This window comes from Streptomyces ruber (assembly GCF_014648075.1).
GTDB lineage: Bacteria > Actinomycetota > Actinomycetes > Streptomycetales > Streptomycetaceae > Streptomyces > Streptomyces ruber.
In genome coordinates, this window is record NZ_BMQK01000009.1 from 33,614 (window position 1) to 60,004 (window position 26,391).

Consider the following 26,391-nt stretch of genomic DNA (forward strand, 5'->3'; position numbering starts at 1 on the left):
AGAGGGGGGCACGGAGGGGTCGTACAACCGGGTCCCCTCGACGGGGGACAGCGATGGGACGCTTTCAGGGAGCGTACGGTTCCCTGCTCAGCCGCTCAGTCGCCGTACTCGGACATCGCGTCCAGCAGCCGGGCGGACGCGGGCGGCACGGTCACCCCGTGGATCAGCGACGGCGACACCGGCAGGGGAGCGGGCCGCTCGGGTGCCGTCCAGTGCGGCACCATCCGGGCGCAGTCCCCGCGCAGCTCCGCGAGTCCGCCGTCCGGTGGGGCGCTCTGGTTCTCGGGTTTCCTCATAAAGAGAAGGTAAGCAGCGCCGGAGCCACCGAAAAAGCCTACTATCGAGTAATTATGTCTGCTTCTGGGTGTCCGGACGAGCGGGTAGCGTGAACTGTCAACCTCCTTTCCCCCTCGCAGGAGTGTCCTCGCCGTGCGTATCGCAGTCTCCGGCTCCATCGCCACCGACCACCTCATGACCTTCCCCGGCCGCTTCGCCGACCAGTTCGTCGCGGACCAGCTGCACACGGTCTCCCTCTCCTTCCTGGTCGACGCCCTCGACGTGCGCCGGGGAGGTGTCGGCGCGAACATCGCCTTCGGCATGGGCCAGCTCGGTGCCCGGCCGATCCTGGTCGGCGCGGCGGGCGCCGACTTCGACGAGTACCGGGCCTGGCTGGACCGGCACGGCGTCGACACCGAGTCCGTGCACATCTCCGAGACGCTGCACACGGCCCGCTTCGTGTGCACCACGGACGCCGACCACAACCAGATCGGCTCCTTCTACACCGGCGCCATGAGCGAGGCCCGCCTCATCGAGCTGAAGACCGTCGCGGACCGCGTGGGCGGCCTCGACCTGGTCGTCATCGGTGCGGACGACCCGGAGGCGATGCTGCGCCACACCGAGGAGTGCCGCTCCCGCTCCATCCCCTTCGCCGCCGACTTCTCGCAGCAGATCGCCCGCATGGACGGCGAGGAGATCCGCATCCTGCTGGACGGCGCGGCCTTCCTCTTCTCCAACGAGTACGAGAAGGGGCTCATCGAGTCGAAGACCGGCTGGACGGACGCCGAGATCCTCTCCCGGGTCGGCCACCGCGTGACCACCCTCGGCGCGCAGGGGGTGCGCATCGAGCGCGCGGGTGAGGCGCCGATCGAGGTCGGCACCCCGGAGGAGGAGCGCAAGGCCGACCCGACCGGCGTCGGTGACGCGTTCCGCGCCGGCTTCCTCTCCGGTCTCGCCTGGGGCGTCTCCCTGGAGCGCGCCGCCCAGGTCGGCTGCATGCTCGCCACGCTGGTCATCGAGACGGTCGGCACCCAGGAGTACCGGCTGCGCCGCACCCACTTCATGGAGCGCTTCACCAAGGCGTACGGCGACGAGGCGGCCGCCGAGGTCCAGCTCCACCTCGCCTGAGCCGGGGACTACGCCAGTCGGCGGACCACGTACACCGCGCCCCGGTCCGCCGGCTCCTCCCCGACGTACTCCTGTCCCCGCATCTCGCACCACGCCGGGATGTCGAGCCGGGCCGCCTCGTCGTCGGCCAGGACGCGGACCGTGCCGCCCAGCGGTACATCGCCGATCACCTTGGCCAGTTCGATGACCGGGACCGGACACCGCTTGCCGAGGGAGTCCACGACGAGAGCGTCGCCCGAGTCGCCCGAGTCGCCCGAGCTGCCGGAGCTGCCGGAGTCGCCGGGGACGGCCGCCCCGGGCCGTTCGGCGGCGGGCGCCCCGAGCTTCCCGCGCACCGCCGCGACCGCGTCCGGCAGCACCGACAGGAACCGCTCGACGTCCTCCTCCGCCGCTCCCGGCGGCAGCGACACGCGGACGTTGCCCTCACTGAGCACGCCCATGGCCTTCAGTACGTGACTGGGGGTCAGGGTGCTGCTGGTGCAGGAGGAGCCGGACGACACCGAGAAGCCGGCCCGGTCCAGCTCGTGCAGCAGGGTCTCCCCGTCGACATAGAGACACGAGAAGGTGACGATGCCGGGGAGCCGGCGCGCCGGGTCGCCGACCACCTCCACGTCCGGGACCAGCGACGGCACCCGGGCCCGGATGCGGTCCGTCAACTCGCGCAGCCGTACGGCCTCCGCGGCCGCCTCCGCCCGTACGGCCCGCAGCGAGGCCGCCGCCGCGACGATCGCCGGGATGTTCTGGAACCCGGCGGCCCGGCCCGACTCCCGCTCGTCCGCCGGACCGGGCGGCGCGAACCGCACCCCCTTGCGCACGACGAGCAGTCCGACACCGGCCGGTCCGCCCCACTTGTGGGCGCTGGCCGTCAGCAGGGACCAGTCGCCGTCCACCCGCCCCCAGCCGAGCGACTGCGCCGCGTCCACCAGCAGGGGCACGCCCGCCGCGCGGCACGCCCCGGCCACCTCGGCGACCGGCTGCTCGGTGCCCACCTCGTGGTTGGCCGACTGCAGGCAGGCGAGCGCGGTGTCCGGACGGAGCGCCGCGGCGTACCCGGACGGGTCGACGGCACCCGTACGGCCCACCGGCACCCGGGAGACCGTGCCGCCGCCGGCCTCATGGGTCTCGGCCGCGTGCAGTACGGAGGAGTGTTCGACGGCCGACACGAGCAGATGGGTGCCGGTGCGGCGGCGCCCGGCGAGCGCGCCCGCGATCCCCGAGTGCACCGCGCGCGTGCCCGAGGAGTCGAAGACCAGCTCGTCCGGACGGCATCCCACCATCTCGGCGGCCGCCTCACGTGCCGCGTCGAGCAGCAGCCGGGCTCTCCTCCCCTCCCGGTAGAGGCGGGCGGGGTCGGCCCAGCCCTCGTCGAGCGAGGCGGTCAGCGCCTGCCGCGCGACGGGGTGCAGCGGAGCGGAGGATGCGGCGTCGAAGTAGGACACCCCGCCACGCTATCTCCGCCGGACCGCGCACCGGTCGGGCCGGCCGGTGGCCAAGGGGGCGTCAGGCGTGGGGCGGAGGCGGGCATTCCACCCCTTCGGGGTGTCCGGCGGCGCGTTGGGCACCCTCCCCGCGCGACCCCAAATGGCGTCCAGTAGGGTTTGGTCCGCATAAACATCCAAACCCCTGCCCGACGCAGGGCGGCGACCGACCAGCGAGAAGGCCGCAGCCGACCGCGCGGGCGAGACTCTCGGGAAGGCGCTACGTGAGTCCCAACGGCTCCGACCGCTCGCCGCGGCGCCCGATGCGGCGGAAGCTGCTGCAGGCACTGACCGCGGGCCTGGTCCTGGCGACAGCCACCGGTTGCTCGTACAACTGGGAAGACTTCCCCCGCCTTGGTATGCCCACCCCGACCACGGAAGAGGCTCCGAGGATCCTCTCCCTGTGGCAGGGTTCCTGGGCGGCCGCGCTCGCCATCGGCGTGCTGGTGTGGGGCCTGATCCTGTGGAGCGCTTTCTTCCACCGGCGCAGCCGCACGAAGGTCGAGATCCCCCCGCAGACCCGGTACAACATGCCCATCGAGGCCCTGTACACGGTCGTCCCGCTGATCATCGTCTCGGTGCTCTTCTACTTCACCGCGCGCGACGAGTCCGAGCTCCTCGACACCTCCAAGAAGCCCGACGTCACGGTGAACGTGGTCGGCTTCCAGTGGAGCTGGTGCTTCAACTACATCGAGAACGTCGACGGTTCCACCGGCGACGCCAGGACCGACGAGAACCTGGACGCGATCCCGCAGCGGTTCAAGGACGACTTCCCGGAGAAGGCGGGCGGCGTCTACGACTGCGGCATCCCGGGCACCAGGAACGAGCAGACCGGTAACCCCGGCCCGACCCTCTGGCTCCCCGAGGGCAAGACGGTCCGCTTCGTCCTCACCTCGCGTGACGTCATCCACTCCTTCTGGGTGGTGCCGTTCCTGATGAAGCAGGACGTCATCCCGGGCCACACCAACGCCTTCCAGGTGACTCCGAACAAGCAGGGCACCTTCCTGGGCAAGTGCGCCGAGCTGTGCGGCGTCGACCACTCCCGGATGCTGTTCAACGTGAAGGTCGTCTCCGAAGAGCGCTACGAGCAGCACGTCAAGGAGCTCGCGGAGAAGGGCCAGACCGGTTACGCCCCGGCCGGCATCGAGCAGACCGAACACGAGAAGAACCGGGAGGCGAACCAGCTGTGAGCATCCTCAACGCATCCCCGGGTGCCGCGGCCGACTCGTACGAGAACGGGCAGCCGGCGCTGAACCGGAAGCGCGGCAACCAGGTGATCAAGTGGCTGACCACCACGGACCACAAGACGATCGGCACGCTGTACCTGGTCACCTCGTTCGCGTTCTTCTGCATCGGTGGCCTGATGGCGCTCTTCATGCGCGCCGAGCTCGCCCGCCCGGGTACGCAGATCATGTCGAACGAGCAGTTCAACCAGGCGTTCACCATGCATGGCACGATCATGCTGCTGATGTTCGCCACCCCGCTGTTCTCCGGCTTCGCGAACTGGATCATGCCGCTGCAGATCGGCGCGCCCGACGTGGCGTTCCCGCGGCTCAACATGTTCGCCTACTGGCTGTACTCCTTCGGCTCGCTCATCGCGGTGGGCGGCTTCCTCACCCCGCAGGGCGCGGCCGACTTCGGCTGGTTCGCCTACTCCCCGCTGTCGGACGCGGTCCGCTCGCCGGGTGTCGGCGCCGACATGTGGATCATGGGTCTGGCCCTCTCCGGCTTCGGCACGATCCTCGGTGCGGTCAACTTCATCACCACGATCATCTGCATGCGCGCCCCCGGCATGACGATGTTCCGCATGTCGATCTTCACCTGGAACGTGCTGCTGACCAGCGTGCTGGTGCTGCTCGCCTTCCCGGTCCTGGCCGCCGCCCTGTTCGCCCTGGAGGCGGACCGCAAGTTCGGTGCCCACATCTTCGACGCGTCCAACGGCGGCGCGCTGCTGTGGCAGCACCTGTTCTGGTTCTTCGGGCACCCCGAGGTGTACATCATCGCGCTGCCGTTCTTCGGCATCGTCAGTGAGGTCATCCCGGTCTTCTCCCGCAAGCCGATGTTCGGCTACATGGGCCTGGTCGCCGCGACCATCTCCATCGCCGGTCTGTCGGTGACCGTGTGGGCGCACCACATGTACGTGACCGGTGGCGTACTGCTGCCGTTCTTCTCGTTCATGACCTTCCTGATCGCCGTGCCGACCGGTGTGAAGTTCTTCAACTGGATCGGCACGATGTGGAAGGGCTCGCTGTCCTTCGAGACACCGATGCTCTGGGCGACCGGCTTCCTGATCACCTTCACCTTCGGTGGTCTGACCGGTGTCATCCTGGCCTCGCCGCCCATGGACTTCCACGTCTCCGACTCGTACTTCGTGGTGGCGCACTTCCACTACGTCGTCTTCGGCACCGTCGTCTTCGCGATGTTCTCCGGCTTCCACTTCTGGTGGCCGAAGTGGACGGGCAAGATGCTCGACGAGCGGCTCGGCAAGATCACCTTCTGGACGCTGTTCATCGGCTTCCACGGCACGTTCCTCGTCCAGCACTGGCTGGGTGCCGAGGGCATGCCGCGCCGGTACGCGGACTACCTCGCGGCCGACGGCTTCACCGCGCTGAACACCATCTCCACGATCGCCTCGTTCGTGCTCGGCCTGTCGATCCTGCCCTTCTTCTACAACGTGTGGAAGACGGCCAAGTACGGCAAGAAGGTCGAGGTCGACGACCCGTGGGGCTACGGCCGTTCGCTCGAGTGGGCGACCTCCTGCCCGCCGCCGCGGCACAACTTCACCACGCTGCCGCGCATCCGCAGCGAATCCCCGGCCTTCGACCTGCACCACCCCGAGATCGCCGCTCTCGACCAGCTCGAGAACGTCGAGCGTGACGAGAAGGCCCTCGTCGGCGGCAAGGAGGCCGGCAAGTGAAGATCCAGGGCAAGATGTTCATCTGGCTGGCCGCCTTCATCCTGATCATGGCCGTCGTGTACGGCTGGTGGTCGAAGGAGCCGGCCGGCACCACGGCGCTCTTCCTGGCCTTCGGCCTGAGCATCATGATCGGCTACTACCTGGCCTTCACGGCCAAGCGGGTCGACACGGGTGCCCAGGACAACAAGGAGGCGGACGTCGCGGACGACGCCGGCGAGCTGGGCTTCTTCAGCCCGCACAGCTGGCAGCCGCTGTCCCTGGCCGTCGGTGGCGCGCTCGCCTTCCTGGGCGTCGTCTTCGGCTGGTGGCTGCTGTACTTCTCGCTGCCCGTCCTCGCGTTCGGCCTGTGGGGCTGGGTCTTCGAGTACTACCGCGGTGAGAACCAGAACCAGTAACACGCGCCGAGCGTGACGGGAGCCCGGACACTCCGCCGAGGAGGTCCGGGCTCCCTCCTTTGCACTCCTGTGGCGCATCCCGTTCCCCCGGACGGGCCATCCGCCGCGCCCGGCCGGACGGCCCTTCCTACGGTGAGGCCATGAAGCGCACTCCGCGTCACCGCACGGTCGTCGGTACCACCGCGCTGCTGGCCGCCCTGGGGACGGCCGTCACCGCCTGTGGCGCCGACGGCCATCCGCTCGCGGCCACGCCGTACGACGCGGCGGACCACGTCTCGTTCCGCACCCCCACCGGCGACGGCGGACGGGCCGACCCGGACAAGCCCCTGGACATCACCGCCGACGGCGACGGCCGTCTCACGGACGTCACGGCCGTGGACGGGGCGGGACGGTACGTCGCGGGCGAACTCGCGGCCGACGGCGGCCGCTGGCACAGCACCTCCCCGCTCGCCGCCGACGCCCGCTACACCGTCCGGGTGAGCACCGAGGACGAGGACGGCCGGCGCGGGCACGAGGTGCGCACCTTCCGCACCGGACGGCCGAGGACCACCGGCCGGCTGGACGTCACCTTCGGCCCGAAGGCGGGCCGGTACGGCGTCGGCCAGCCCGTCGTCGCCGAACTCAGCGCCCCCGTCCGGACCAGGGCCGCCCGGGCCGTCGTCGAACGCGCCCTGAAGGTCGACGCGACGCCCGCCGTGGAGGGCGCCTGGCACTGGGTGGACGACAAGGAGCTGCACTACCGCCCCGAGGAGTACTGGCCCACGCACGCCACGATCCGCGTCCGCAGCAACCTGGAGGGCATGCGGATCGGCGACCGCCTCCGCGGCGGCCGCGCCAAGCCGCTGAAGCTCACCACGGGCGAGCGGCTGATCGCCGTCACGGACGCCGCCGCGCACCGCCTGACCGTCTACCGCGACGGCGAGGTGATCAACGAGATCCCGGTCACCACCGGCAAACCCGGCTACGAGACCCGCAACGGCGTCAAGGTGGTCCTCGGCAAGGAGTACTTCGTCCGGATGCGCGGGGAGAGCATCGGCATACCGCGCGACAGCTCCGACTCCTACGACCTGCCCGTGTACTACGCCGCCCGGGTGACCTGGAGCGGCGAGTACCTGCACGCGGCCCCCTGGTCGCAGGGCTCCCAGGGCAGCGCCAACGTCAGCCACGGCTGCACCGGCATGAGCACCTCCGACGCCGAGTGGTTCTTCGACACCGTGCGCGAGGGCGACATCGTCCAGGTCGTCAACTCCGGCGGCGAGACGATGACGCCCTTCGGCAACGGCTTCGGCGACTGGAACCTCGACTGGCGGCGGTGGCGCGCCGGCAGCGCCCTGGCGCCGGACGCCGACGCACCCCGCCCGGACGACCGTGCCAGACTGCGCCCCCAGTCCGCGTGAGGCCCTCAGGCGCTCACAGCGGCCCTGCGCCGCAGCAGGCCGGCGAGCGCGTCCGCGAACTCCACCGGCTCCACCGGCAGCGTCACCGCCGCGTCCGCGAGGCTCCACGTGGCGAGCCAGGCGTCCTGCGGGCGGCCGATCAGCAGCAGCACCGGCGGGCACGCGAAGATCTCGTTCTTGATCTGACGGCACACCCCCATGCCGCCCATGGGCACGGCCTCGCCGTCCAGGACGCAGACGTCGACACCGCCCTTGTCCAGCTCGCGCACGACGGCGGCCGGCGTGGCGCACTCGACGAACTCGACGGCGGGGACGTCCGGGGCGGGCCTGCGCCCGGCCGCGAGCCGCACCTGCTCACGGGTACCCGAGTCGTCGCTGTAGACCAGCACCGTTGCGGTCGGCTGCATGCTTCCTCCGGGACGTCGGCGTCGTACGTACGGACTACGGGACTTACGGGAACGGCAACAGGACCGATGCGCGGATGCTACCCCTCCGAACACCCCGTCAGCACCGGTTCCGACACGGCTTCGATGGGCCGAACGGGCAGCGCAGGCGGCTCGGACACTCCGAACGGCACCCCCCGGAGTGAGGGCGGGATAAGCGACCGACATAATGTCGGTCGTGGCGACAGCAACGACAGTAGATACCGGGCACGCGCACCCGTCGGTCAATCGACCGAACCTCACCAGTGTCGGAACCATCATCTGGTTGAGTTCCGAGCTGATGTTCTTCGCGGCCCTCTTCGCGATGTACTTCACCCTGCGATCGGTGACCGGTCCGGAGTTCTGGAGCGAGAAGGCCGACAGCCTGAACCTCCCGTTCTCGCTGACGAACACCACGATCCTGGTGCTCTCCTCGCTCACCTGCCAGCTCGGCGTCTTCGCCGCCGAGCGCGGGGACGTGAAGAAGCTCCGGATGTGGTTCGTCGTGACCTTCATCATGGGTGCGATCTTCATCGGCGGTCAGATCTTCGAGTACACGGAGCTGGTCAAGCACGAGGGCCTGTCGCTCTCGTCCGACCCGTACGGCTCGGTGTTCTACCTGACCACCGGCTTCCACGGCCTGCACGTGACGGGTGGTCTCATCGCCTTCCTGCTGGTCCTGGGACGCACCTACGCGGCCCGCAGGTTCACCCACGAGCAGGCGACCGCCGCCATCGTCGTGTCCTACTACTGGCACTTCGTCGATGTCGTGTGGATCGGCCTCTTCGCCACGATCTACATCATCAAGTAAATCGGGCGCCGTCGGCGGTGCGCTCGAGGCCGCGACGGACCGATCCACTACCAGAAGCATCGACGCAGAAGATCCTGACACCGGGGTAATCCGTGAAAAAGCTCTCCGCACGACGACGCCATCCGCTGGCGGCGATCGTCGTCCTACTCATCGCGCTGGCGGCCACCGGGGGGCTGTACGCCGTTTTCGCGCCCGCGGAAAAGGCGCAGGCCGACGACACCGCCCAGTCCCTGGCCATCGAAGAGGGCCAGAAGCTCTACGCCGTCGGCTGCGCCAGCTGCCACGGCACCGGTGGTCAGGGCACCTCCGACGGGCCGAGCCTCGTGGGCGTGGGTGCCGCGTCCGTGGACTTCCAGGTGGGCACCGGGCGCATGCCGGCCCAGCAGCCGGGCGCTCAGATCCCGCGCAAGAAGGTCATCTACACGCAGGCCCAGATCGACCAGCTCGCGGCCTACGTCGCCTCGCTGGGCGCCGGTCCGGAGATTCCGACCAAGGAGCAGTACGACCCGGCGGGCGCCGACAGCGCCGCCGGCGGTGAGCTGTTCCGCACCAACTGCGCGCAGTGCCACAACTTCACCGGCAAGGGCGGTGCGCTGACCAAGGGCAAGTACGCGCCGACTCTCGAAGACGTCGACCCGAAGCACATCTACGAGGCCATGCAGACCGGCCCGCAGAACATGCCGTCCTTCCCCGACACGACGCTGTCGGAGAAGAACAAGAAGGACATCATCGCGTACCTCGACGCGGTCAACAGCGATGACACCGTGAGCCACGGCGGTATGGAGCTGGGCGGCTTCGGTCCGGTCGCCGAGGGCCTGTTCGCCTGGGTCTTCGGTCTCGGCGCGCTGATCGCCGTCGCCGTCTGGGTCGCCGCTCGGACCGCAAAGGCCAAGAAGTCATGAGTAGCCAAGACATTCCAGAAGAGAACCTGCCCGCAGCGCAGGGCCAGGCGCACGGCGCCGTGGACGTGGCGGACGAGAAGAACCCGTTCGCCGACCCGGGCCTGCCGCCTCACGAGCACCGCATCCAGGACATCGACGAGCGGGCCGCCAAGCGCTCCGAGCGCACGGTAGCCCTGCTGTTCACGCTCTCGATGCTGGCCACCGTCGGCTTCATCGTCGCGTACCTGACGATCCCGGTCGACAAGATCGTCTACGTCTGGACGCTCGGCCACATCAGCGCCCTGAACCTCGCGCTGGGCGGCACGCTCGGCGTCGCCCTGTTCTGCATCGGCGCCGGCGCGGTCCACTGGGCCCGCACGCTGATGTCGGACGTGGAGGTCGCCGACGAGCGTCACCCGATCGAGGCGTCGCCCGAGGTCAAGGCCAAGGTCATGGCCGACTTCCGGGCGGGTGCCAAGGAGTCGCAGCTCGGCCGCCGCTCGCTGATCCGCAACACGATGTTCGGCGCGCTGGCCCTGGTGCCGCTCTCCGGCGTCTTCCTGCTCGGCGGCCTCGGCCCGGCGCCGGGGACCAAGCTGCGCCACACGGCGTGGAAAAAGGGCGAGCTGCTCATCAACCAGAACACGAACGAGCCGATGCGCCCCTCGGACATCGCCGTCGGCTCGCTCACCTTCGCTCAGCCGGAGGGTCTGGACAAGCACGAGCACGGCTACATGAACGAGATCGCCAAGGCGGCCCTGATGATCGTTCGGCTCCACCCGAACGACATCAAGGACAAGCGCGAGCTCGAGTGGTCCCACGAGGGCATCGTCGCGTACTCGAAGATCTGCACCCACGTCGGTTGCCCGATCTCCCTGTACGAGCAGCAGACGCACCACGTCCTCTGCCCCTGCCACCAGTCCACCTTCGACCTCTCCGACGGCGCCCGAGTCATCTTCGGCCCGGCCGGTCACGCCCTGCCGCAGCTGCGCATCGGCGTGAACGACGAGGGTTACCTCGAGGCGCTCGGCGACTTCGAGGAGCCCGTCGGTCCTGCCTTCTGGGAGCGCGGATGAGCACTACGAACACCACCGCCGCCGACCCGCGCTCCCGCGGGAAGGCACCGGCCGGCGAGCGCGTCGCCGACTGGGCCGACGGCCGCCTCGGGATCTACTCCCTGGCCAAGGCCAACATGCGCAAGATCTTCCCCGACCACTGGTCGTTCATGCTGGGCGAGATCTGCATGTACAGCTTCATCATCATCATCCTCACGGGTGTGTACCTGACGCTGTTCTTCCACCCGTCGATGAACGAGGTGGAGTACCACGGCGTCTACGAGCCGCTGCAGGGCCAGCTGATGAGCGAGGCCTTCAAGTCGACGCTGGACATCAGCTTCGAGGTGCGGGGCGGTCTGCTCATCCGGCAGATCCACCACTGGGCCGCGCTGATCTTCCTGGCCGGCATGTTCGTGCACATGATGCGCGTCTTCTTCACCGGCGCGTTCCGCAAGCCGCGTGAGATCAACTGGCTGTTCGGCTTCCTGCTGTTCGCCCTGGGCATGTTCACCGGTTTCACCGGTTACTCGCTCCCGGACGACCTGCTCTCCGGCACCGGTGTCCGCTTCACGCAGGGCGCGATCCTGTCCGTGCCGATCGTCGGCACGTACATCTCGATGTTCCTGTTCGGCGGCGAGTTCCCGGGCGACGACTTCGTGGCCCGCTTCTACTCGATCCACATCCTGCTGCTGCCGGGCATCATGCTCGGCCTGATGGTGGCGCACCTGATCCTGGTCTTCTACCACAAGCACACGCAGTACGCGGGTCCCGGCAAGACCAACAACAACGTCGTCGGCATGCCGCTGCTGCCGGTCTACATGGCCAAGGCCGGAGGCTTCTTCTTCCTGGTCTTCGGTGTCATCGCGGCCATCGCGGCGATCGCCACGATCAACCCGATCTGGGCGCTCGGCCCGTACCGGCCCGACCAGGTGTCCACGAACGCCCAGCCGGACTGGTACATGGGCTTCGCCGAGGGCCTCGTCCGCGCGATGCCCGGCTGGGAGATCAACTTCTGGGGTCACACGCTCGTCCTGGGCGTGTTCATCCCGCTGGTCCTCTTCGGCCTGGTGCTGGCGATCATCGCCCTCTACCCGTTCATCGAGTCCTGGATCACCGGCGACAAGCGCGAGCACCACATCCTGGACCGCCCGCGCAACGCGCCGACCCGCACCGCCTTCGGTGTCGCCTGGGTGAGCTGGTACATGGTGGGCCTGATCGGCGGTGGCAACGACCTCATCGCCACCCACTTCCACATGTCGATCAACGCGGTCACCTGGTTCGTCCGCATCGGGTTCTTCGCCGTCCCGGTCGTCGCGTTCGTCATCACCAAGCGGATCTGCCTCGGCCTGCAGCGCCGGGACCGCGAGAAGGTGCTGCACGGCCGTGAGACCGGCATCATCAAGCGCCTGCCGCACGGTGAGTTCATCGAGGTGCACGAGCCGCTCAGCCAGGAGCAGCTGTACACGCTCACCGCGCACGAGCAGTACCGGCCGGCCGAGATCGGTCCCGCGACCGACGAGAACGGCGTCGAGCGCAAGGTGTCGCCCGTCGAGAAGCTCCGCGTCAAGCTGAGCAAGCGGTACTACGGCGAGGACAGCCAGATCGCCAAGCCGACCGTCGAGGAGTACAAGGAGATCACGAGCGGCCACGGTCACCACTGATCACTGCGTCAGCCACGCCACGGCAGGGGCCCCGTCCGGTGTACGGACGGGGCCCTTCGCCGTGCCCCGGGCTGGATAGGGTGGGGGCGTCGACGTACCGGAGAAGACACGACCCAGGAGCGGCTGATGAGCGCTGTGACCCCCGCTGGAGGCGACACCGCGGCGGGCCGCTCCTGGCCCGCCGTGCTGAACGGGCTGATGGACGGCCGTGACCTGAGCGCGGACGACACCGCCTGGGCGATGGACCTGATCATGCGCGGCGAGGCGACGGACGCGCAGATCGCCGGGTTCGCGGTGGCCCTGCGCGCCAAGGGCGAGACCGTCGAGGAGATCTCCGGCTGCGTACGGGCGATGTACGAGCACGCCAACGTCATCCAGGTGCCGGGGAGAACGGTGGACATCGTCGGCACCGGCGGTGACGGCGCCAGGACGGTCAACATCTCCACCATGTCGTCGATCGTCGTCGCCGGCACCGGTGCCAAGGTGGTCAAGCACGGCAACCGGGCCGCCTCGTCGGCCTCCGGGGCCTCGGACGTCCTGGAGAAGCTCGGCGTCAATCTGAACCTCACCCCCCGGCGGGTCGCGCAGGTCGCCGAGGAGGCCGGGATCACCTTCTGCTTCGCGGTGAAGTTCCACCCGGCGCTGCGCCACGTGGCCGCCGCCCGCGGCCAGCTCGGCATTCGCACGGTGTTCAACTTCCTCGGCCCGCTGTCCAACCCGGCGCAGGTCCAGGCGCAGGCGGTGGGCGTCGCCGACCCGCGGATGGCGCCGATCATCGCGGGGGTGTTCGCCGAACGCGGCCACTCCTCCCTGGTCTTCCGCGGCGACGACGGCCTGGACGAGCTGACCACCACGGCCACGTCCCGGGTCTGGGTGGTGCGCGACGGCAAGGTGACGGAGGAGTCCTTCGACCCGCGGGACGTGGGCCTCGACCTCGTACCGGTCCAGGCGCTGCGGGGCGCGGACGCGTCGTACAACGCCGATGTGGCGCTCCGTCTGCTGGACGGCGAGACCGGTCCCGTACGGGACGCCGTGCTGCTCAACTCGGCGGCGGCCCTGGTGGCCCTGGAGCCGGGCAGCGGCACGCTGGTGGAGCAGATCCGCGCGGGCATGGACCGGGCCGCGGAGTCCCTCGACTCCGGCGCGGCGAAGCGGACCCTGGAGCGCTGGGTGGCCGCCAGCAACGCGTAGCGTGCCCCCTCGATGTCGTCCCGCGATCCGGACACGGGTTGCGGGACGACGATCATCTCGCGTACGTTCCGGTACCAGGTCATGAGCGACAGCCATGAGGCCCCGGCCGGCTGTCCGGCAACCCTCCGTCCGTGGCGGGGTGCCCCGGGTGAGGACCAGGCCGTAGGCAGCGAGGTCTGCGGCAAGCGCGGACCCCTCGCGTCACCAGGGGTCCTGGTCGTCGAGGAGCCTTCCGTGAGCAAGCGAATGCGATAGGGCGTAGAGCCCCGCCTCCGCACCCCCTCTGTCACCTTCACCCGTGTCGTCGACGCACCGTCCGCACGGTGATCTCGCCTGCCACTCACCGGAGTTCGCCATGTCTGTCCCCACCGCTGCCACCGACCCGGCCGTTTGTACCCCGCTGCCCGTTCTGGGCCGGGATGTCACCGTCCCGCTGGTCACCGGCGGCGAGGTCACCTACGCCGCGCTCGACTACGCCGCCAGCGCCCCGGCCCTGCAGCGGGTGTGGGACGACGTCGCCGCGTACGCCCCGTACTACGGCAGCGTCCACCGCGGTGCCGGCTACCTCTCGCAGCTCTCCACCGACCTGTTCGAGAGCGCCCGGGCGACGGTCGCCGCGTTCCTGGACTGCCGGGCCGACGACGAGCTGGTCTTCACGCGCTCCACCACCGACTCGCTGAACCTGCTGGCCGCCGCGCTGCCCGCCGGCTGCCAGGTGTTCGTCTTCGAGACCGAGCACCACGCCTCGCTGCTGCCCTGGCGGGACGCCCGGGTGACGTACCTGGACGCCCCGCGCACGCCGGACGAGGCCGTGGCCACCCTGGAGGGTGCCCTCGCCACCCGCGATCCCCAGGGCCCCGCGCTGGTGTGCGTCACCGGCGCCTCCAACGTCACCGGAGAGCTGTGGCCGGTGCGCGAGCTGGCCGCCGCCGCGCACGCGCACGGCGCGCGCATCGTGCTGGACGCCGCGCAGCTCGCTCCGCACCACCCGGTGTCCGTGCGCGACCTGGACGTCGACTGGGTGGCGTTCTCCGGGCACAAGCTGTACGCGCCCTTCGGCTCCGGGGTCCTCGCCGGCCGCGCCGACTGGCTGCGGGAGGCCGAGCCCTACCTCGCGGGCGGCGGCGCCTCCCGCACGGTCTCCCGCCGCGCGGACGGCGGCGTGGACGTCGAGTGGCACGACGGCGCCGCCCGCCACGAGGCCGGCTCCCCGAACGTCATCGGCGCCCACGCCGTCGCCTCCGCCTGCAAGGCGCTCACCGAGGAGGGCTTCGACCGTCTCGTCGCCCGGGAGCGGCACCTGATCGAGAAGGTGCGCACGGGTCTTGCCGGGGTCCCCGGGGTGCGGGTCCTGTCGCTCTTCGGTGACGACGCCCCGCGCGTGGGCGTCCTCTCCTTCGTCGTCGAGGGCTGGAACAGCTCGCACTTCGCCGCCGCGCTCTCCGCCGAGTACGGCATCGGCGTACGCGACGGTCTGTTCTGCGCCCACCCGCTGGTGCGCACGCTGCTCGGCACCGGCCCGGAGGCGCAGGGGGAGTGCGGTGCGCCCGAGGCCGCGCCCGGCGAGAAGTCACTCAACGCCATCCGGGTCAGCTTCGGCGCGGGCACGCCCGACGAGCACGTGGAGCGGTTCACGGCCGCGGTCGCCGAGCTCGTGCGGGACGGGGCGAAGTGGGGTTACCGGACGGAGAACGGGCGCTGCGTGCCCGACACCGCCGCGTGAGCCGTCGCCGGGGCGGGCAACGGGGCCGCGGCGGGCGCCGGTAGCCGGGCGCCCAGCAGGATCATCCGCAGGGCACGCTCGGTGGCGTCGGTGAGCAGCTCCGAGGCCCGGAGCAGGGCCTCCGCCAGGGCCATCGGGGCGGGCAGGATGCCGTGGCAGGCGTCCACGCCGGGCACGTCGTGGGCGCCCTCGCCCAGGGTGCCCGCGAGGGCCAGCACCGGCCGTCCGTACAGTTTGGCGCGGCGGGCCACCTCGGCCGGGACCTTGCCGCGGGGCGTCTGGTGGTCCAGGGCGCCCTCGGCGGTGAGGACCAGGTCGGCGCGGGCCAGCCGGGCGTCCAGGTCGAGGTGGTCCAGGAGCACGTCGAAGCGGGGGAGGAGGCGGGCGCCCAGCGCCGCGAGGCCCGCGCCCAGACCGCCGGAGGCGCCGGTGCCGGGGCCGTGGTGCAGATCGGTGCCGGTGACGCGGAGGTCGCGGGTGAGGACGCGCGCCCAGTTCTCCAGGGCCGCCGACAGCTCCTCCACCTGCGCGGGCGTCGCGCCCTTCTGCGGGCCGAAGACCCGGGCGACACCGCGCTCGCCGCACAGCACGTTGTACGGGTTGCAGGCGACGAGCAGTTCGACGTCCGCGAGGCGGGGGTCGAGTCCGGACGGGTCGACGCGGTGCAGCCGGGCCAGCTCCCGGCCGCCCGGCGGCAGTTCACGGCCGTCCGCGTCCAGCAGCCGGGCACCCAGGGCCTGCAGCGCGCCGGCGCCCCCGTCGGACGTGCCCGAGTCGCCGCAGCCGACGAGGATCCGCCGTACGCCCGTGCCGAGCGCGGCGCGGATCAGCTCGCCGACGCCGTACGTGGTGGTGGCACCGGGGTCGCGCAGGCCGCGCGGGACGAGGGAGAGCCCCGCGACCGCGGCCATCTCCACCACGGCGGTGTCCTTCGAGCCGCCGAGCAGCGCGAAGTGGGTGCCCAGGGGTTCTCCTACCGGTCCCGTGGCGGGGAGCGCGACCAGCCGGCCCCCGGTCGCGGCGGCCAGCGCGGCGGCCGTGCCCTCGCCGCCGTCCACCAGCGGGATCAGGTCGACGCGGGCGTCGGGCACGACCCGGCGGACACCGGCGGCGATGGCGTCGGCGGCGGCCCGGGCGGACAGGGACTCCTTGAACCCGCTGGGGGCGACGGCGATACGGGTGAGCTTGGGGTGCGACATGGGCGGGCTCCCAACGGAGGACGAACAGAGGGTCAGCGGACGACGGGCACGCCGAGCGGCGGCCACACCGCGACGGCGAAGAGCAGGACCAGGGCGGCCGTGAGCGGCGCCAGGACGGCGGACAGCCGCAGCAGGTCACGCGGGGTGTAGGTGGGGGTGCCGGGGATCTCGGCGAAGAGCGTGACGGGCTTCGCGGAGGCCGGCAGGGTGTGGCAGAAGCCCGCGGCGGCGGTGGACGCGAGGGCGGCCGCGACCGGGTTGACCCCGGCGCCCACGGCGGCCGCGACCACCAGCGGGACCAGCACCGAGGAGCGCGCCGAACGGGACTGGAGCACCAGGTGGGCCGCCGTGCTGACGACGATCACGACGGTCAGGAACAGCGCCGGGGGGACACCGCCCGTGGGCAGCCCGCCCACCAGCCACTTCGCAGCGCCGGAGTCGGCGAGCGCGACGCCCATCGCCATCGTCGCCGCCATGAACAGCAGCAGCGACCAGGGGACGGTCTTCAGCGCGTCCTTCAGCCGTACGGTGCCGAGGGCGGGAGAGGACGCCACGACCGCGCCGATCAGCGCGACCACCGCGGGGGACACCTGGTGCAGCGGCTCGCTGCACCACAGCAGCACGACCGTGCCGAGCAGCGCCGCGCACCGCGTCTCCGCCTGCGACCAGGCGCCGGTGACCGGGCGGTCGCTGTGCTCCTGGATCTGCTCGGGCGTGATGTGCACCGGGCCCTCGCGGTCCGCGCGCCGCGTGGTCGTCAGCAGTACGGCCTCGGCGGCGAGGTGGGAGCTGACGACGGCCAGCGGCAGCCCCAGCAGCAGCCACTCCGTGAAGCCGATCCGGGTCCCGGTCGCCTCCCACAGCACCGACACCGTGATCAGATGCGCGCCCGCACCGATCAGGGTCGCCACCGCCGACAGGAGGATGACGGTCGGAAACAGCAGCGCCAGCATCACGACCAGTCGTCTCCGGTCGGCGAGGGCCTTGGCGAGGGCCAGGAACACCGGCAGCGCGAGGGCGGCCCGCCCCGAGGTGGCGGGCACCGCGAACGCCGTCACCACCAGCGCGGCCGTCGTCAGGTGCGTCAGCTGCCGCACCGTGCGCGCCCCGCCGACCAGGAACACCGCCACGCGCCCCGCGAGCCCCGTCCGGGTCACCGCCGCCGCCAGTACGAAGGCGCAGATCAGCAGCCACACGGTCGAGTCGCCCAGGGTGCCGAACAGCGTGTCGCTGCTGATCACCCCGGTCACCGTCAGGGCCAGCCCGGCACCGAGCGCGATGTACGTGTCGTCGATCGGCGTGCCGATCCAGGCACACGTCGCCAGGGCGAAGACGGCGAGCGTGAGCCGGGCGTCCGCGCCGAGCCCGGGGAAGTTCCCGGGCACGGCGAGCAGCGCGCACAGGGACAGGGCCGCGCAGAGGGTGAGGGCGGAACGCAGGTTCAGGGTCACGTCATCCAGGGTTCATCGGGGCGGTGAGCCGTCGATGAGCCGTGGATGAAGGAAACTTCACGCGAGCTCCGCAGCGGGTCACCCCGGCAGCCGGTACCCCATCCCGCGCACCGTCTCCACCCGCTCCGGCCCCAGCTTCTTCCGCAGCGCGCGCACGTACACGTCGACGATGTTGGAGCCGGGGTCGAAGTCGTACCCCCACACGTGCGACAGGATCTGCTCCCGGGACAGGACCTGCCCCGGATGCCGCAGGAACAGCTCCAGGAGCACGAACTCACGGGCGGTCAGGTCGACCGTCCGGGTCCCCGCCCGGGCCCGGCGGGTGCGCAGGTCCAGGCTGAGCTCGCCGGTCCGCAGCACCGTCACCTCGGGCGCCCGGGCCGCCGTACGCAGTCTCAGCCGCACCCGGGCGAGCAGCTCCTCGAAGCGGAACGGCTTGGTCATCCAGTCGTCGGCGCCGCCCTCCAGGCCGGCCACCGTGTCCCGTACGGAGTCCCGCGCGGTCAGCACGATCACGGGCACCGTCACCCGCGCCTCGCGCAGCGCGCGCAGCACGGTGAAGCCGTCGCGGCCGGGCAGCCCGATGTCCAGCAGGACCAGGTCGAAGCCGCCGGTGACGGCGTACTCGTAGGCCGCGTCGCCGTCACCGACCACGGTGGTGGTGAAGCCGTTGGCGCGCAGGCCCTTCTCGACGAAGGACGCGATGCGGTCCTCGTCCTCCACGATGAGGATGCGGTTCACGGGCGTGCCTCTTCCAGGGTGAGTACGAAGGTGGCGCCGCCGCCCTCGGTGTCGTGCAGGCGGACCCGCCCGCCGTGGGCCTCGGCGATCGCCCGGACGATGGACAGTCCGAGCCCGGCGCCCGAGCCGCGGGCGCCGCGCCGGGCGGTGCCGCGCCGGAACCGTTCGAAGATGACCTCGGCGTCCTGCGGCTGGACCCCGGGTCCGGAGTCGGCGACGTACAGCTCGACGCGGGTGCCGTCGGCGCGGGAACCGATGCGGATGGTCTGCCCGGGCGTGGTGTGCTGCACGGCGTTCTGCGCGAGCTGGACCATCGCCTGGGTGATGCGCTGCGGGTCCAGCCGGACCTCGAGGTCGGCCGTTCCGGCGAGCTGCCAGTCGCGCTCGCCCAGGGTGCGGGCCTTGACGTAGACGTCGGCGGTGAGTTCGGCGAGCTGGACGGGTTCGGGGGTGACGAAGTCGGGGCGTTCGGCCTTGGCGAGCAGCAGCAGGTCCTCCACGATGCGGCTCATCCGGTCCAGCTCGTCGGTGACCAGCCGGACGGTCTCCTCACGCTCGGCCGGATCGTCGCCCATGACCTCCAGGTGGCCGCGGACGATGGTGATCGGCGTGCGCAGTTCGTGGCCCGCGTCGTCCACGAACTCGCGCTGGGCGGCGAAGGCCCGCTCCAGCCGGTCGAGCATCGCGTTGAACGTCTCGGCGAGCGCGGCCACGTCGTCCCGGCCGCGCACCGGGATACGGCGGGTGAGGTCCTGCTCGGTGATCTCGGCGGCGGCGGTGCGCACCAGCCGTACGGGCAGCAGGATCCGCCCGGCGACCACCCAGCCGATGCCGGTGGTCACCAGCAGGGCCACCCCGGAGATGGCGAGCAGCACGCGGAACACGTCGTTCACGCGCTGCTGTTCGCGCCCCGGGTGGAAGGCGACGACGAACGCGGCCTCCGCCTCGCCGCCCGGCCGGGCGATGGGGACCTTGGCCCAGCGGACGTCGCCGCCCGACGGCCGGTCCAGGGTGCCGGTTCGGTCGGGCGAGTCGAAGATGCGGCGCCGGGCGTCCTCGTCCCGGTGCAGGGGCACGGCGACGGGGATGTCGCGCGGCTGGATGCGCTGCGCGGGGGCGCCGTCCGCCCGGCCCACCAGTCCGAGCAGCTCCTCGTCCGGATCGGCGTACTGGCGTTGCAGGAAGACGTCCAGCAGCCGGGTCGGGTCGGTGAACCCGCGGCCGGTCCCCGGGTCGACGCCCTGCTTCTGGAAGGCGCTGAACTCGCCGGTCTCCTGGGCGAGCAGACCGCTGATCCGGTTCTCGGTCTCCCGGAGCAGTATCGAACGGGTGGTGGTGGCCACGGAGGCGAGGGCGACCGCCATCACCAGCAGCAGCCACAGCAGGATGCGGACCCGGGCGGAGATCCGCCGGCGCCCGCCGTCAGCCGTCGCCGCCGGGGCCGTCGTCGGACCGGCCGTCGTGTCCGTCGTCGCGTGCGTCATCGTGTCCGTCGTCGTCACCGGGTCCGTCGTCCCCCGCGTCCTGGCCGCGGTCGTCGTCATCGTCGTCTGTGGCGGGGCTGTCGGTCACGGCGGGCGGCGACACGACCTCGTCGCTCGGCGGCGGGGTGGGCCGGCCGGTGGGGTGCGTCGCCGTGGGGGAGCCGCTCTCCAGCTCCACCTGGGGCGGGATCTTCGGTGACTGGGGACTGTCGGTGAGGGCGAAGCTGGTCGCGGCGATACCCAACGGGATCACCACGACGGCGGCCAGGGCCGCCATTCTGCGCGAGAAGGCCATGGAACCACCCTGCGCGGACGGGCTGCCGCCCAGGATGAGCCGGAGATGAAGAACTCTTCATCCGGCGTACCGCGGGCGCAGGGCGACGCGGGTGCCGGAGCCGAGGCCGGTGCGGGCGCCGGACCGCCCCGGACCGCATCGCGCTGCGGGCGCCTCAGGAGGACGCCGTGGGCCGCCCGGCGTCAGCCGCCGCCCGGGCCGGGCCGGGCCGTGGTCCCGCGGGGCCGGGCGGTCAGGGAGCTCGGCCCCCGCTGCCCCGCACCGCGTCGCGCGGCGGTGCGCGCCGTCACGCCGACGGCGGCCGCCCCGTCCCCCTCAGCTGTCCAGGCCGATGGCGAACGCGGCCTCCAGGTCGTGCTGGGAGTACGTGCGGAACGCGACGTGCGTGTCCGTCGCCTCGACGCCCGGGATCTTGCTGATCCGGCCGGGGATGATCTCGGCGAGGTCGTCGTGGGCCCGTACCCGCACCATGGCGATCAGGTCGTACGTGCCGGTGACCGAGAACACCTCGCTGACGGAGTCCAGCGCGGCGATCGACTCGGCGATCTCGGGGATCCGGTCGACGCTGGTCTTGATGAGCACGATCGCGGTGATCACGGCTGGTTCTCTCCCTGGGGACGGCGCTGGTTTTTTCACCTTACTCAGCTTCGCCGGGACGGGGCCGCCCGGCCGGAGGCCCGTCGGCCGGGGGCCCGTCCGCCGGTTCCCCGCCCGGGCCGGCGGGCACGGCCGGCTCCCGCCCGTACCGCACCCACGCATAGGCGAACCCCAGCCCGAACCCCACGACGTGCGCGAGGTACGCGACCCCCGGCCCGCGCGCCTCCCGGCCCGCCGCCACCCACTGCAGGGCCACCCAGAACGGCAGCGTCACCCAGGCCGGAAAGCGCAGCGGCAGGAAGAAAAGGAACGGGAACAGGCTCGTGACCCGCGCTCCGGGGAAGAGGTACAGGAACGCGCCGAGGACCGCGGAGATCGCCCCCGACGCGCCGACCAGCGTCTGCGACGAGCCGGCGTTGGCGGCGGCGAACCCCACCAGGGCGAGACAGCCGCAGCCCACGTAGAAGAGGATGAACTGGAGGCGTCCCATCCGCTCCTCGGCCATCGCCCCGAACACGTACAGGAACAGCATGTTGCCGAGGAGGTGCAGCCAGGTGCCGTGGACGAAGAGCGCGGTCACGGGGGTGAGCAGCGCGCCCGGGTCCCCGGTGAGCAGCTCCGCGGGCACGACCCCCCAGCGCCGGAAGTACGACCGCTGCGCGGCGAGCAGCCCGTCGCCGGTGCCGTACGAGGGGTTCAGACCGGACGCCGGGCCGGCCACGAAGACCAGCGAGCACGCCACGATCAGGCCGTACGTCACCGGTGCCGACTGTGCCGACTGCGCCGGCCGTTCCCGTCCCGCCCGGCCGCGCGCCGCGCTCCACTTGCCGATCATGAACAGATCATGACGTAACGGGACCGAACCGCGCAGACCGCCTCGCCGCTGTGGACGGACGGGCGTCGGGTGTCCCCCAGGCCGTAGGGTTACGAGCCACACGCACCAGGGAAGCCGGTGCGTCACGCAGACCGGAAGAAGGAAGAGCAGCCACGATGACGGTTCCCCTGCCGACCGCGACGACCCGCTGGCGCTGCACCCTCTGTGGCAACCTGACCCGCTTCGACGTGACCCGCTCCTCGAAGGTCGTCGAGTACGTGCACCTCGACCTCGCCGGAGAGCCGAACGTCGAGGAGCGCGAGGTGGTCAGTGAGACCATCGAGTCGGTGCGCTGCCGCTGGTGCAACGGCGTGGATCAGGTGGAACTCGTGGACAGGCCGGGTGCCGGCTCCTGAAGGGAGCGGGTCTCGCACAGGTATTGGGGACGACGGATGGTTCAGAGCGCAGGCGGGGAGCCGGGCGACGGCGCCGCTGAGGTGCTCGACCGTCCGCTGCCCGAGGGCGTGCGCAAGCGCGTCGTGCAGATCGTGTCCGACGGTTTCGGCGGGCTGACCGTCGCGGAACTGCCCGCGCAACTGCGGCAGTACGCACGGTTCGCGCCGAATCGCCGGACGAAGTTCGCCGGGAACGCCATGGCGGTCGCCGTGGAGACCGACGCGCTGTTCAGGCAGCGCATCGGGGAGCGGCTCAGAGACACCCAGCCGGAGCTCGCCGGCGCCCTCGACGCCGGCTCGCCGCCCCCGGCCGCGGATCCGCTGGACGTGGCGGCCGCGGCCTATGTGCTGCGCCCCGTCGGCTGGGTCAAGCTGGTCACCGCCGCCGGCGAGGAGGCGCAGCGGGCGGACGCCGAGCGCGCCGACGAGGAGAGCCGCGCCGAGGTGGAGCGGCTGCGCGAGGAGCTCGACCGGGCCCGCCTGCAGGCCAGGACCGAGACCGACCGGCTGCGCGCGGAGCTGGAGGCGGTGAGGAAGGAAGCCGAATCGCTTCACCGCAAGCTGCGCGCCGCCCTCAGTGACGTCAAGCGCGGCGAGGCCGCGATGCGCAAGGTGCAGAGCGAGATCGAGACCGTGCGCGCCGAGGGCCAGACGCAGGTGTCCGCGGCCGAGAGCGAGACCCGTCGGCTCAAGGCGCGTCTCGGTGAGACCGAGGCCGCCCTGGAGGCCGCCCGCCGGGCCGCCCGCGAGGGCCGCAGCGTCGAGGACATGCGCGTACGCCTGCTCCTGGACACCGTGCTGGACGCGGCGCAGGGGCTGCGGCGGGAGCTCGCGCTGCCGCCGGTGTCCGTACGGCCCGCCGAGACCGTGGACGCGGTCGAGCCGGGCCGGATGACGCCGAAGGACATCGCCGCCCGCGCGCTGTCCGAGCACGACCCGGCGATCCTGGACCAGCTGCTCGCGCTGCCGCAGGCGCACCTCGTCGTCGACGGCTACAACGTCACCAAGACCGGCTATCCGCAGATGCCGCTGGAGAAGCAGCGCCTCAGGCTGCTCGGCCAGCTCTCGCAGCTCGCCGCGCAGACGGGTGCCGAGGTGACCTGTGTCTTCGACGGCGCCGAGCTGGCCGCCCCGGTGCTGCTCGCGCCGCCGCGCGGGGTGCGGGTGCTGTTCTCCAAGCCCGGTGTCACCGCGGACGAGCTGATCCGCCAGCTGGTGCGCGCCGAGCCGCCCGGACGGCCGGTCATCGTCGCCTCCACCGACCGCGAGGTGGCCGACGGAGTGGCCCGGGCGGGCGCCCGTCCGGTGGCGTCGGCGGTGCTCCTCAAGCGCTTCACGCGAGGCTGAGACCTTTCTGTCTCGTACGCCCCCATGGGCGGCCTAGGTCGCAACGGCAACGTACGTACACATTGCCGGAATTGACCCCCGTCCCGTGCGACACAACGTCAATGAGGCGTCACCAGCGGTGAGTTGCCGGGTAAAGAATGTCGAGCATCACATACTTTTTTCACGACAGGATTTGAACTGATCACAAGAAGGTCACTAGGGTCTGGCGTCGAACCTCCGCTCGGGTGATCACTCATCGGGAGTGACGGCGGAGGGGCACCGCCCGCCGGCGTGCCGGTAGGCGGCTGGAGGAAGAGGAGCTCGCCTCCGTGGCGTCCCATCGTCGACCCAAGCAGCCGAGCCGCGCACGAGTGACCGTGCTGACCACCGCCGCGGCCGCCGCCGTGGCCCTGGGTTCCCAGACCGCCAACGCCGCTCCGAGCGAGAAGCCGAGCAAGGACGAGGTCAAGTCCAAGGTCGACAAGCTGTACGAGGAGGCCGAGCAGGCCACCGAGAAGTACAACGGCGCCAAGGAGAAGCAGGAGAAGCTCGAGAAGGAGATCTCCACCCTCCAGGACAACGTCGCCCGCGGCCAGGACGAGCTCAACCAGCTGCGCGAGGGCATCGGTCTCGCGGCCAGCGCCCAGTACCGCTCCGGCGGCATCGACTCCTCCCTGCAGCTGTTCCTCTCCGCGGACCCGGACGACTACCTCGACAAGGCGTCCACCCTCGACCAGCTCAGCGCCCAGCAGGTCGACCAGCTGCAGAAGATCCAGGACAAGCAGCGCGCGCTCGCCCAGCAGCGCGAGGAGGCCACCGCCAAGCTCGACGACCTCGCCGACACCCGCGAGGCCCTGGGCAAGAAGAAGAACGAGGTCAAGGCCAAGCTCGCGGAGGCCCAGAAGCTCCTCAACTCCCTGACGGCGGCCGAGAAGGCGGCGCTCGAGGAGGAGGAGACCCGGGCCACCCGCGCCAGCGAGCGCGCCGCCCTCGACACCAGCACCGGCAGTGGCGGCAGCGTCGCGCCCGCCTCCGGCCGCGCCTCCTCGGCCTACGCGGCCGCGCAGAGCGTGATCGGCTCGCCGTACGTGTACGGCGCCTCCGGCCCCAGCTCCTTCGACTGCTCCGGTCTCACCTCCTGGGCCTACGCCCAGGCCGGGATGACCATCCCGCGCACCTCGCAGGCCCAGGCCAACGCGGGCACGCGCATCTACTCGCAGAGCGACCTCAAGGTCGGCGACCTGGTCATCTTCTACGGCGACCTGCACCACGTCGGCTTCTACGCGGGCAACGGCCAGGTGCTGCACGCCCCGCGCACCGGCACGGTCGTCCGCTACGAGTCGATCAACAACATGCCCTTCCAGTTCGGCGTCCGCATCTGACGTCCGGCACGCGGCGGGTCCCCCGGCGGGGGACCCGCACGGCCGCCGCACCGACCCGCCCGAACGGGCGAAATCCGGTGCCGCGAGCTGACCCCACGCCCCGCTGATCACTTGGATCCCCGGCGGGGCGTCACGCTCCGTACCCACCCGGGTCTTTGGCCGTCGCGAGACGTACGGCTACTGTCTGGCGCGATTCCCCGACACAGGGTTGCCTCACGGTGTCGGGGAGCGGTCCGTGTCCGACAGCGAAGGGAGTGCGGCTACCCGTGGGGTCCCACCGCCGCCTTGCCCCGTCCGGGTTCGACCGGGGCATCAGCGCAGCCCTCTGCGCGCTGTCCGCCGCCGCGGCCCTCGGCGCCGCCGTCCCGGCCGCCGCCGCCCCCTCCGACCACACCCGCGCCGAGGTGGAGCGCCTCCACGAGGAGGCCGAGCGGGCCACCGAGGCGTACAACAAGGCCGACGAGCGCGCCGACACCCTGCGTCGGCAGGTCGGCGACGCGCAGGACCGGATCGCCCGCCAGCAGGAGCACGTCAACACCATGCGGGAGGCGATCGGCTTCCTCGCGGGCGCCCAGTACCGCTCCGGCGGGCTCGACCCCTCCCTCGCCCTGCTGCTCTCCGAGGACCCGGACGACTACCTCGACAAGGCCGCCACCCTGGACCGCATCAGCGCCCACCAGGCGGACGAGCTCGACGAACTGCAGCGGGCCCTGCGGACCCTGTCCCAGGAGCGCGAGGAGGCCACCGGCAAGCTGGCGGAGCTGGAGCGCAGCCGCCGTACCGTCGCCCGGCACAAGCGCAGCGTCGAGCGCAAGCTCGCGCAGGCCCGCCGGCTCCTCAACTCCCTCACCGAGGCCGACCGCGCCGCCTACGACCGGGCCTCGCGGGCCTCCCGCGCCGGCCGCGACGAGGTGCCCGGTCCCCCGGCCGGCGACGCCGCCGCCGTCGCCCCGAACGGCCGCGCGGGCGCCGCCGTCGCCGCCGTCCGCTCCGCCCTCGGCAAGCCGTACATGTGGGGCGCCAGCGGACCCCACGGCTTCGACTGCTCGGGCCTGATGCAGTGGTCGTACGCCCGGGCCGGCATCGGGCTGCCGCGCACCTCGCAGGCCCAGCAGCACGCGGGCCGGCAGGTGCCGCTGTCCGAGGCGCTCCCCGGCGACCTGGTGATCTACCGGTCGGACGCCAGCCACGTCGGGATGTACGTGGGCGGCGGCCAGGTGATCCACGCGCCGTACCCGGGCGCCCCGGTCCGCTCCGACCCGGTCGGCATGATGCCGATCGCGGGTGTCACCCGGGTCTGAGGACCACCCGG

The 26,391-nt window shown here is 71.5% G+C and carries 25 protein-coding genes and 1 riboswitch; of the genes, 15 read left to right on the forward strand and 10 right to left on the reverse strand.

What is annotated here, in order from left to right; genetic code table 11:
- Positions 1 to 95: 95 nt before the first annotated feature.
- A complete protein-coding gene (locus tag IEZ04_RS19895; protein WP_189218265.1) occupies positions 96 to 296 on the reverse strand; it encodes a hypothetical protein in 201 nt (66 codons plus the stop codon).
- A gap of 133 nt (positions 297 to 429) precedes the next feature.
- On the opposite strand from IEZ04_RS19895, the gene IEZ04_RS19900 reads away from it, so the two are divergent.
- On the forward strand, positions 430 to 1,404 hold the full coding sequence (locus IEZ04_RS19900; protein WP_189218266.1) for a carbohydrate kinase family protein: 975 nt from the start codon (positions 430 to 432) through the stop codon (positions 1,402 to 1,404).
- A gap of 8 nt (positions 1,405 to 1,412) precedes the next feature.
- On the opposite strand, the gene IEZ04_RS19905 is transcribed toward IEZ04_RS19900, so the two are convergent.
- The gene (locus tag IEZ04_RS19905; protein ID WP_189218267.1) at positions 1,413 to 2,843 is read right to left on the reverse strand and encodes a cysteine desulfurase/sulfurtransferase TusA family protein; all 1,431 of its coding nucleotides are present in this window, start codon (positions 2,841 to 2,843) and stop codon (positions 1,413 to 1,415) included.
- Between the two features lie 263 nt (positions 2,844 to 3,106).
- On the opposite strand from IEZ04_RS19905, the gene ctaC reads away from it, so the two are divergent.
- From ctaC to IEZ04_RS19925, 4 genes are all read left to right on the forward strand, one after another.
- Positions 3,107 to 4,072 carry an aa3-type cytochrome oxidase subunit II gene (gene ctaC, locus IEZ04_RS19910; protein WP_189218268.1) on the forward strand — a complete coding sequence of 322 codons (966 nt, stop codon included), beginning with the start codon at positions 3,107 to 3,109 and terminating at the stop codon, positions 4,070 to 4,072.
- Positions 4,069 to 5,799 (forward strand): aa3-type cytochrome oxidase subunit I, encoded by a 1,731-nt coding sequence (ctaD, locus tag IEZ04_RS19915; RefSeq protein WP_189218269.1) that lies wholly within the window; start codon positions 4,069 to 4,071, stop codon positions 5,797 to 5,799. The genes ctaC and ctaD overlap by 4 nt, the downstream gene beginning before the upstream one ends.
- Entirely contained in the window at positions 5,796 to 6,194 is a 399-nt protein-coding gene (locus IEZ04_RS19920; RefSeq protein ID WP_189218270.1) for a cytochrome c oxidase subunit 4, read from the forward strand. The genes ctaD and IEZ04_RS19920 overlap by 4 nt, the downstream gene beginning before the upstream one ends.
- Positions 6,195 to 6,334: 140 nt before the next feature.
- Positions 6,335 to 7,591: a L,D-transpeptidase gene (locus tag IEZ04_RS19925; protein ID WP_189218271.1), complete on the forward strand. Its 1,257-nt coding sequence runs from the start codon at positions 6,335 to 6,337 to the stop codon at positions 7,589 to 7,591.
- A 5-nt stretch (positions 7,592 to 7,596) separates the two neighbouring features.
- Here the strand turns inward: IEZ04_RS19925 and IEZ04_RS19930 are convergent, their stop codons facing one another.
- Positions 7,597 to 7,998 (reverse strand): response regulator, encoded by a 402-nt coding sequence (locus IEZ04_RS19930; RefSeq protein ID WP_189218272.1) that lies wholly within the window; start codon positions 7,996 to 7,998, stop codon positions 7,597 to 7,599.
- Between the two features lie 205 nt (positions 7,999 to 8,203).
- Here IEZ04_RS19930 and ctaE point away from each other — a divergent pair, with 205 nt between their 5' ends.
- The 6 genes from ctaE to IEZ04_RS19960 all read left to right on the forward strand — a co-directional run bounded on the left by ctaE (position 8,204) and on the right by IEZ04_RS19960 (position 15,335).
- A complete protein-coding gene (gene ctaE, locus IEZ04_RS19935) occupies positions 8,204 to 8,824 on the forward strand; it encodes an aa3-type cytochrome oxidase subunit III (protein WP_189218273.1) in 621 nt (206 codons plus the stop codon).
- A gap of 92 nt (positions 8,825 to 8,916) precedes the next feature.
- Positions 8,917 to 9,726, forward strand: coding sequence for a cytochrome bc1 complex diheme cytochrome c subunit (gene qcrC, locus IEZ04_RS19940; RefSeq protein ID WP_189218274.1), 810 nt, complete (start codon positions 8,917 to 8,919; stop codon positions 9,724 to 9,726).
- A complete protein-coding gene (qcrA, locus tag IEZ04_RS19945) occupies positions 9,723 to 10,781 on the forward strand; it encodes a cytochrome bc1 complex Rieske iron-sulfur subunit (protein ID WP_189218275.1) in 1,059 nt (352 codons plus the stop codon). The genes qcrC and qcrA overlap by 4 nt, the downstream gene beginning before the upstream one ends.
- Complete coding sequence (qcrB, locus tag IEZ04_RS19950; RefSeq protein ID WP_189218276.1) at positions 10,778 to 12,421, forward strand: cytochrome bc1 complex cytochrome b subunit; 1,644 nt, start codon at positions 10,778 to 10,780, stop codon at positions 12,419 to 12,421. Before qcrA ends, qcrB begins: the two co-directional genes overlap by 4 nt.
- Before the next feature lie 126 nt (positions 12,422 to 12,547).
- Positions 12,548 to 13,612: an anthranilate phosphoribosyltransferase gene (gene trpD / locus IEZ04_RS19955; protein ID WP_189218277.1), complete on the forward strand. Its 1,065-nt coding sequence runs from the start codon at positions 12,548 to 12,550 to the stop codon at positions 13,610 to 13,612.
- Positions 13,613 to 13,689: 77 nt separating this feature from the next.
- Positions 13,690 to 13,806, forward strand: a riboswitch (SAM riboswitch).
- 161 nt (positions 13,807 to 13,967) lie between these two features.
- Positions 13,968 to 15,335 (forward strand): aminotransferase class V-fold PLP-dependent enzyme, encoded by a 1,368-nt coding sequence (locus IEZ04_RS19960; protein ID WP_189218278.1) that lies wholly within the window; start codon positions 13,968 to 13,970, stop codon positions 15,333 to 15,335.
- Here IEZ04_RS19960 and IEZ04_RS19965 read toward each other — a convergent pair.
- From IEZ04_RS19965 to IEZ04_RS19995, 7 genes are all read right to left on the reverse strand, one after another.
- The gene (locus tag IEZ04_RS19965; RefSeq protein WP_189218279.1) at positions 15,290 to 16,534 is read right to left on the reverse strand and encodes a glycerate kinase; all 1,245 of its coding nucleotides are present in this window, start codon (positions 16,532 to 16,534) and stop codon (positions 15,290 to 15,292) included. The genes IEZ04_RS19960 and IEZ04_RS19965 overlap by 46 nt on opposite strands.
- A gap of 32 nt (positions 16,535 to 16,566) precedes the next feature.
- The gene (locus IEZ04_RS19970) at positions 16,567 to 17,985 is read right to left on the reverse strand and encodes an SLC13 family permease (protein ID WP_189218280.1); all 1,419 of its coding nucleotides are present in this window, start codon (positions 17,983 to 17,985) and stop codon (positions 16,567 to 16,569) included.
- A 78-nt stretch (positions 17,986 to 18,063) separates the two neighbouring features.
- Complete coding sequence (locus tag IEZ04_RS19975; RefSeq protein ID WP_189218281.1) at positions 18,064 to 18,726, reverse strand: response regulator transcription factor; 663 nt, start codon at positions 18,724 to 18,726, stop codon at positions 18,064 to 18,066.
- Entirely contained in the window at positions 18,723 to 20,210 is a 1,488-nt protein-coding gene (locus tag IEZ04_RS19980; RefSeq protein WP_373296336.1) for a sensor histidine kinase, read from the reverse strand. Before IEZ04_RS19980 ends, IEZ04_RS19975 begins: the two co-directional genes overlap by 4 nt.
- Positions 20,149 to 20,505: a small secreted hydrophilic protein gene (locus IEZ04_RS19985; RefSeq protein ID WP_229821136.1), complete on the reverse strand. Its 357-nt coding sequence runs from the start codon at positions 20,503 to 20,505 to the stop codon at positions 20,149 to 20,151. Before IEZ04_RS19985 ends, IEZ04_RS19980 begins: the two co-directional genes overlap by 62 nt.
- A gap of 315 nt (positions 20,506 to 20,820) precedes the next feature.
- Positions 20,821 to 21,102 (reverse strand): Lrp/AsnC family transcriptional regulator, encoded by a 282-nt coding sequence (locus tag IEZ04_RS19990; protein WP_189218283.1) that lies wholly within the window; start codon positions 21,100 to 21,102, stop codon positions 20,821 to 20,823.
- Between the two features lie 40 nt (positions 21,103 to 21,142).
- A complete protein-coding gene (locus tag IEZ04_RS19995; RefSeq protein ID WP_189218284.1) occupies positions 21,143 to 21,937 on the reverse strand; it encodes a rhomboid family intramembrane serine protease in 795 nt (264 codons plus the stop codon).
- 155 nt (positions 21,938 to 22,092) lie between these two features.
- Here IEZ04_RS19995 and IEZ04_RS20000 point away from each other — a divergent pair, with 155 nt between their 5' ends.
- The 4 genes from IEZ04_RS20000 to IEZ04_RS20015 all read left to right on the forward strand — a co-directional run bounded on the left by IEZ04_RS20000 (position 22,093) and on the right by IEZ04_RS20015 (position 26,380).
- Positions 22,093 to 22,332 carry a hypothetical protein gene (locus IEZ04_RS20000; RefSeq protein WP_189218285.1) on the forward strand — a complete coding sequence of 80 codons (240 nt, stop codon included), beginning with the start codon at positions 22,093 to 22,095 and terminating at the stop codon, positions 22,330 to 22,332.
- Between the two features lie 36 nt (positions 22,333 to 22,368).
- On the forward strand, positions 22,369 to 23,718 hold the full coding sequence (locus tag IEZ04_RS20005) for an NYN domain-containing protein (RefSeq protein WP_189218286.1): 1,350 nt from the start codon (positions 22,369 to 22,371) through the stop codon (positions 23,716 to 23,718).
- 308 nt (positions 23,719 to 24,026) lie between these two features.
- On the forward strand, positions 24,027 to 25,079 hold the full coding sequence (locus IEZ04_RS20010; RefSeq protein ID WP_189218287.1) for a C40 family peptidase: 1,053 nt from the start codon (positions 24,027 to 24,029) through the stop codon (positions 25,077 to 25,079).
- A gap of 266 nt (positions 25,080 to 25,345) precedes the next feature.
- Positions 25,346 to 26,380 (forward strand): C40 family peptidase, encoded by a 1,035-nt coding sequence (locus IEZ04_RS20015; protein ID WP_229821137.1) that lies wholly within the window; start codon positions 25,346 to 25,348, stop codon positions 26,378 to 26,380.
- Positions 26,381 to 26,391 lie beyond the last annotated feature (11 nt).

Coding starts and splice junctions, on each gene's coding strand:
- IEZ04_RS20000 (WP_189218285.1), top strand. CDS start 22,093: ATGACGGTTCCCCTGCCGACCGCGACGACCCGCTGGCGCTGCACCCTC.
- IEZ04_RS19980 (WP_373296336.1), bottom strand. CDS start 20,210: ATGACGCACGCGACGACGGACACGACGGCCGGTCCGACGACGGCCCCG.
- IEZ04_RS19930 (WP_189218272.1), bottom strand. CDS start 7,998: ATGCAGCCGACCGCAACGGTGCTGGTCTACAGCGACGACTCGGGTACC.
- IEZ04_RS19925 (WP_189218271.1), top strand. CDS start 6,335: ATGAAGCGCACTCCGCGTCACCGCACGGTCGTCGGTACCACCGCGCTG.
- qcrB (WP_189218276.1), top strand. CDS start 10,778: ATGAGCACTACGAACACCACCGCCGCCGACCCGCGCTCCCGCGGGAAG.
- ctaE (WP_189218273.1), top strand. CDS start 8,204: ATGTCGGTCGTGGCGACAGCAACGACAGTAGATACCGGGCACGCGCAC.
- IEZ04_RS19995 (WP_189218284.1), bottom strand. CDS start 21,937: ATGATCGGCAAGTGGAGCGCGGCGCGCGGCCGGGCGGGACGGGAACGG.
- qcrA (WP_189218275.1), top strand. CDS start 9,723: ATGAGTAGCCAAGACATTCCAGAAGAGAACCTGCCCGCAGCGCAGGGC.
- IEZ04_RS19985 (WP_229821136.1), bottom strand. CDS start 20,505: ATGGCCTTCTCGCGCAGAATGGCGGCCCTGGCCGCCGTCGTGGTGATC.
- IEZ04_RS20005 (WP_189218286.1), top strand. CDS start 22,369: ATGGTTCAGAGCGCAGGCGGGGAGCCGGGCGACGGCGCCGCTGAGGTG.
- IEZ04_RS19965 (WP_189218279.1), bottom strand. CDS start 16,534: ATGTCGCACCCCAAGCTCACCCGTATCGCCGTCGCCCCCAGCGGGTTC.
- IEZ04_RS19960 (WP_189218278.1), top strand. CDS start 13,968: ATGTCTGTCCCCACCGCTGCCACCGACCCGGCCGTTTGTACCCCGCTG.
- IEZ04_RS19895 (WP_189218265.1), bottom strand. CDS start 296: ATGAGGAAACCCGAGAACCAGAGCGCCCCACCGGACGGCGGACTCGCG.
- trpD (WP_189218277.1), top strand. CDS start 12,548: ATGAGCGCTGTGACCCCCGCTGGAGGCGACACCGCGGCGGGCCGCTCC.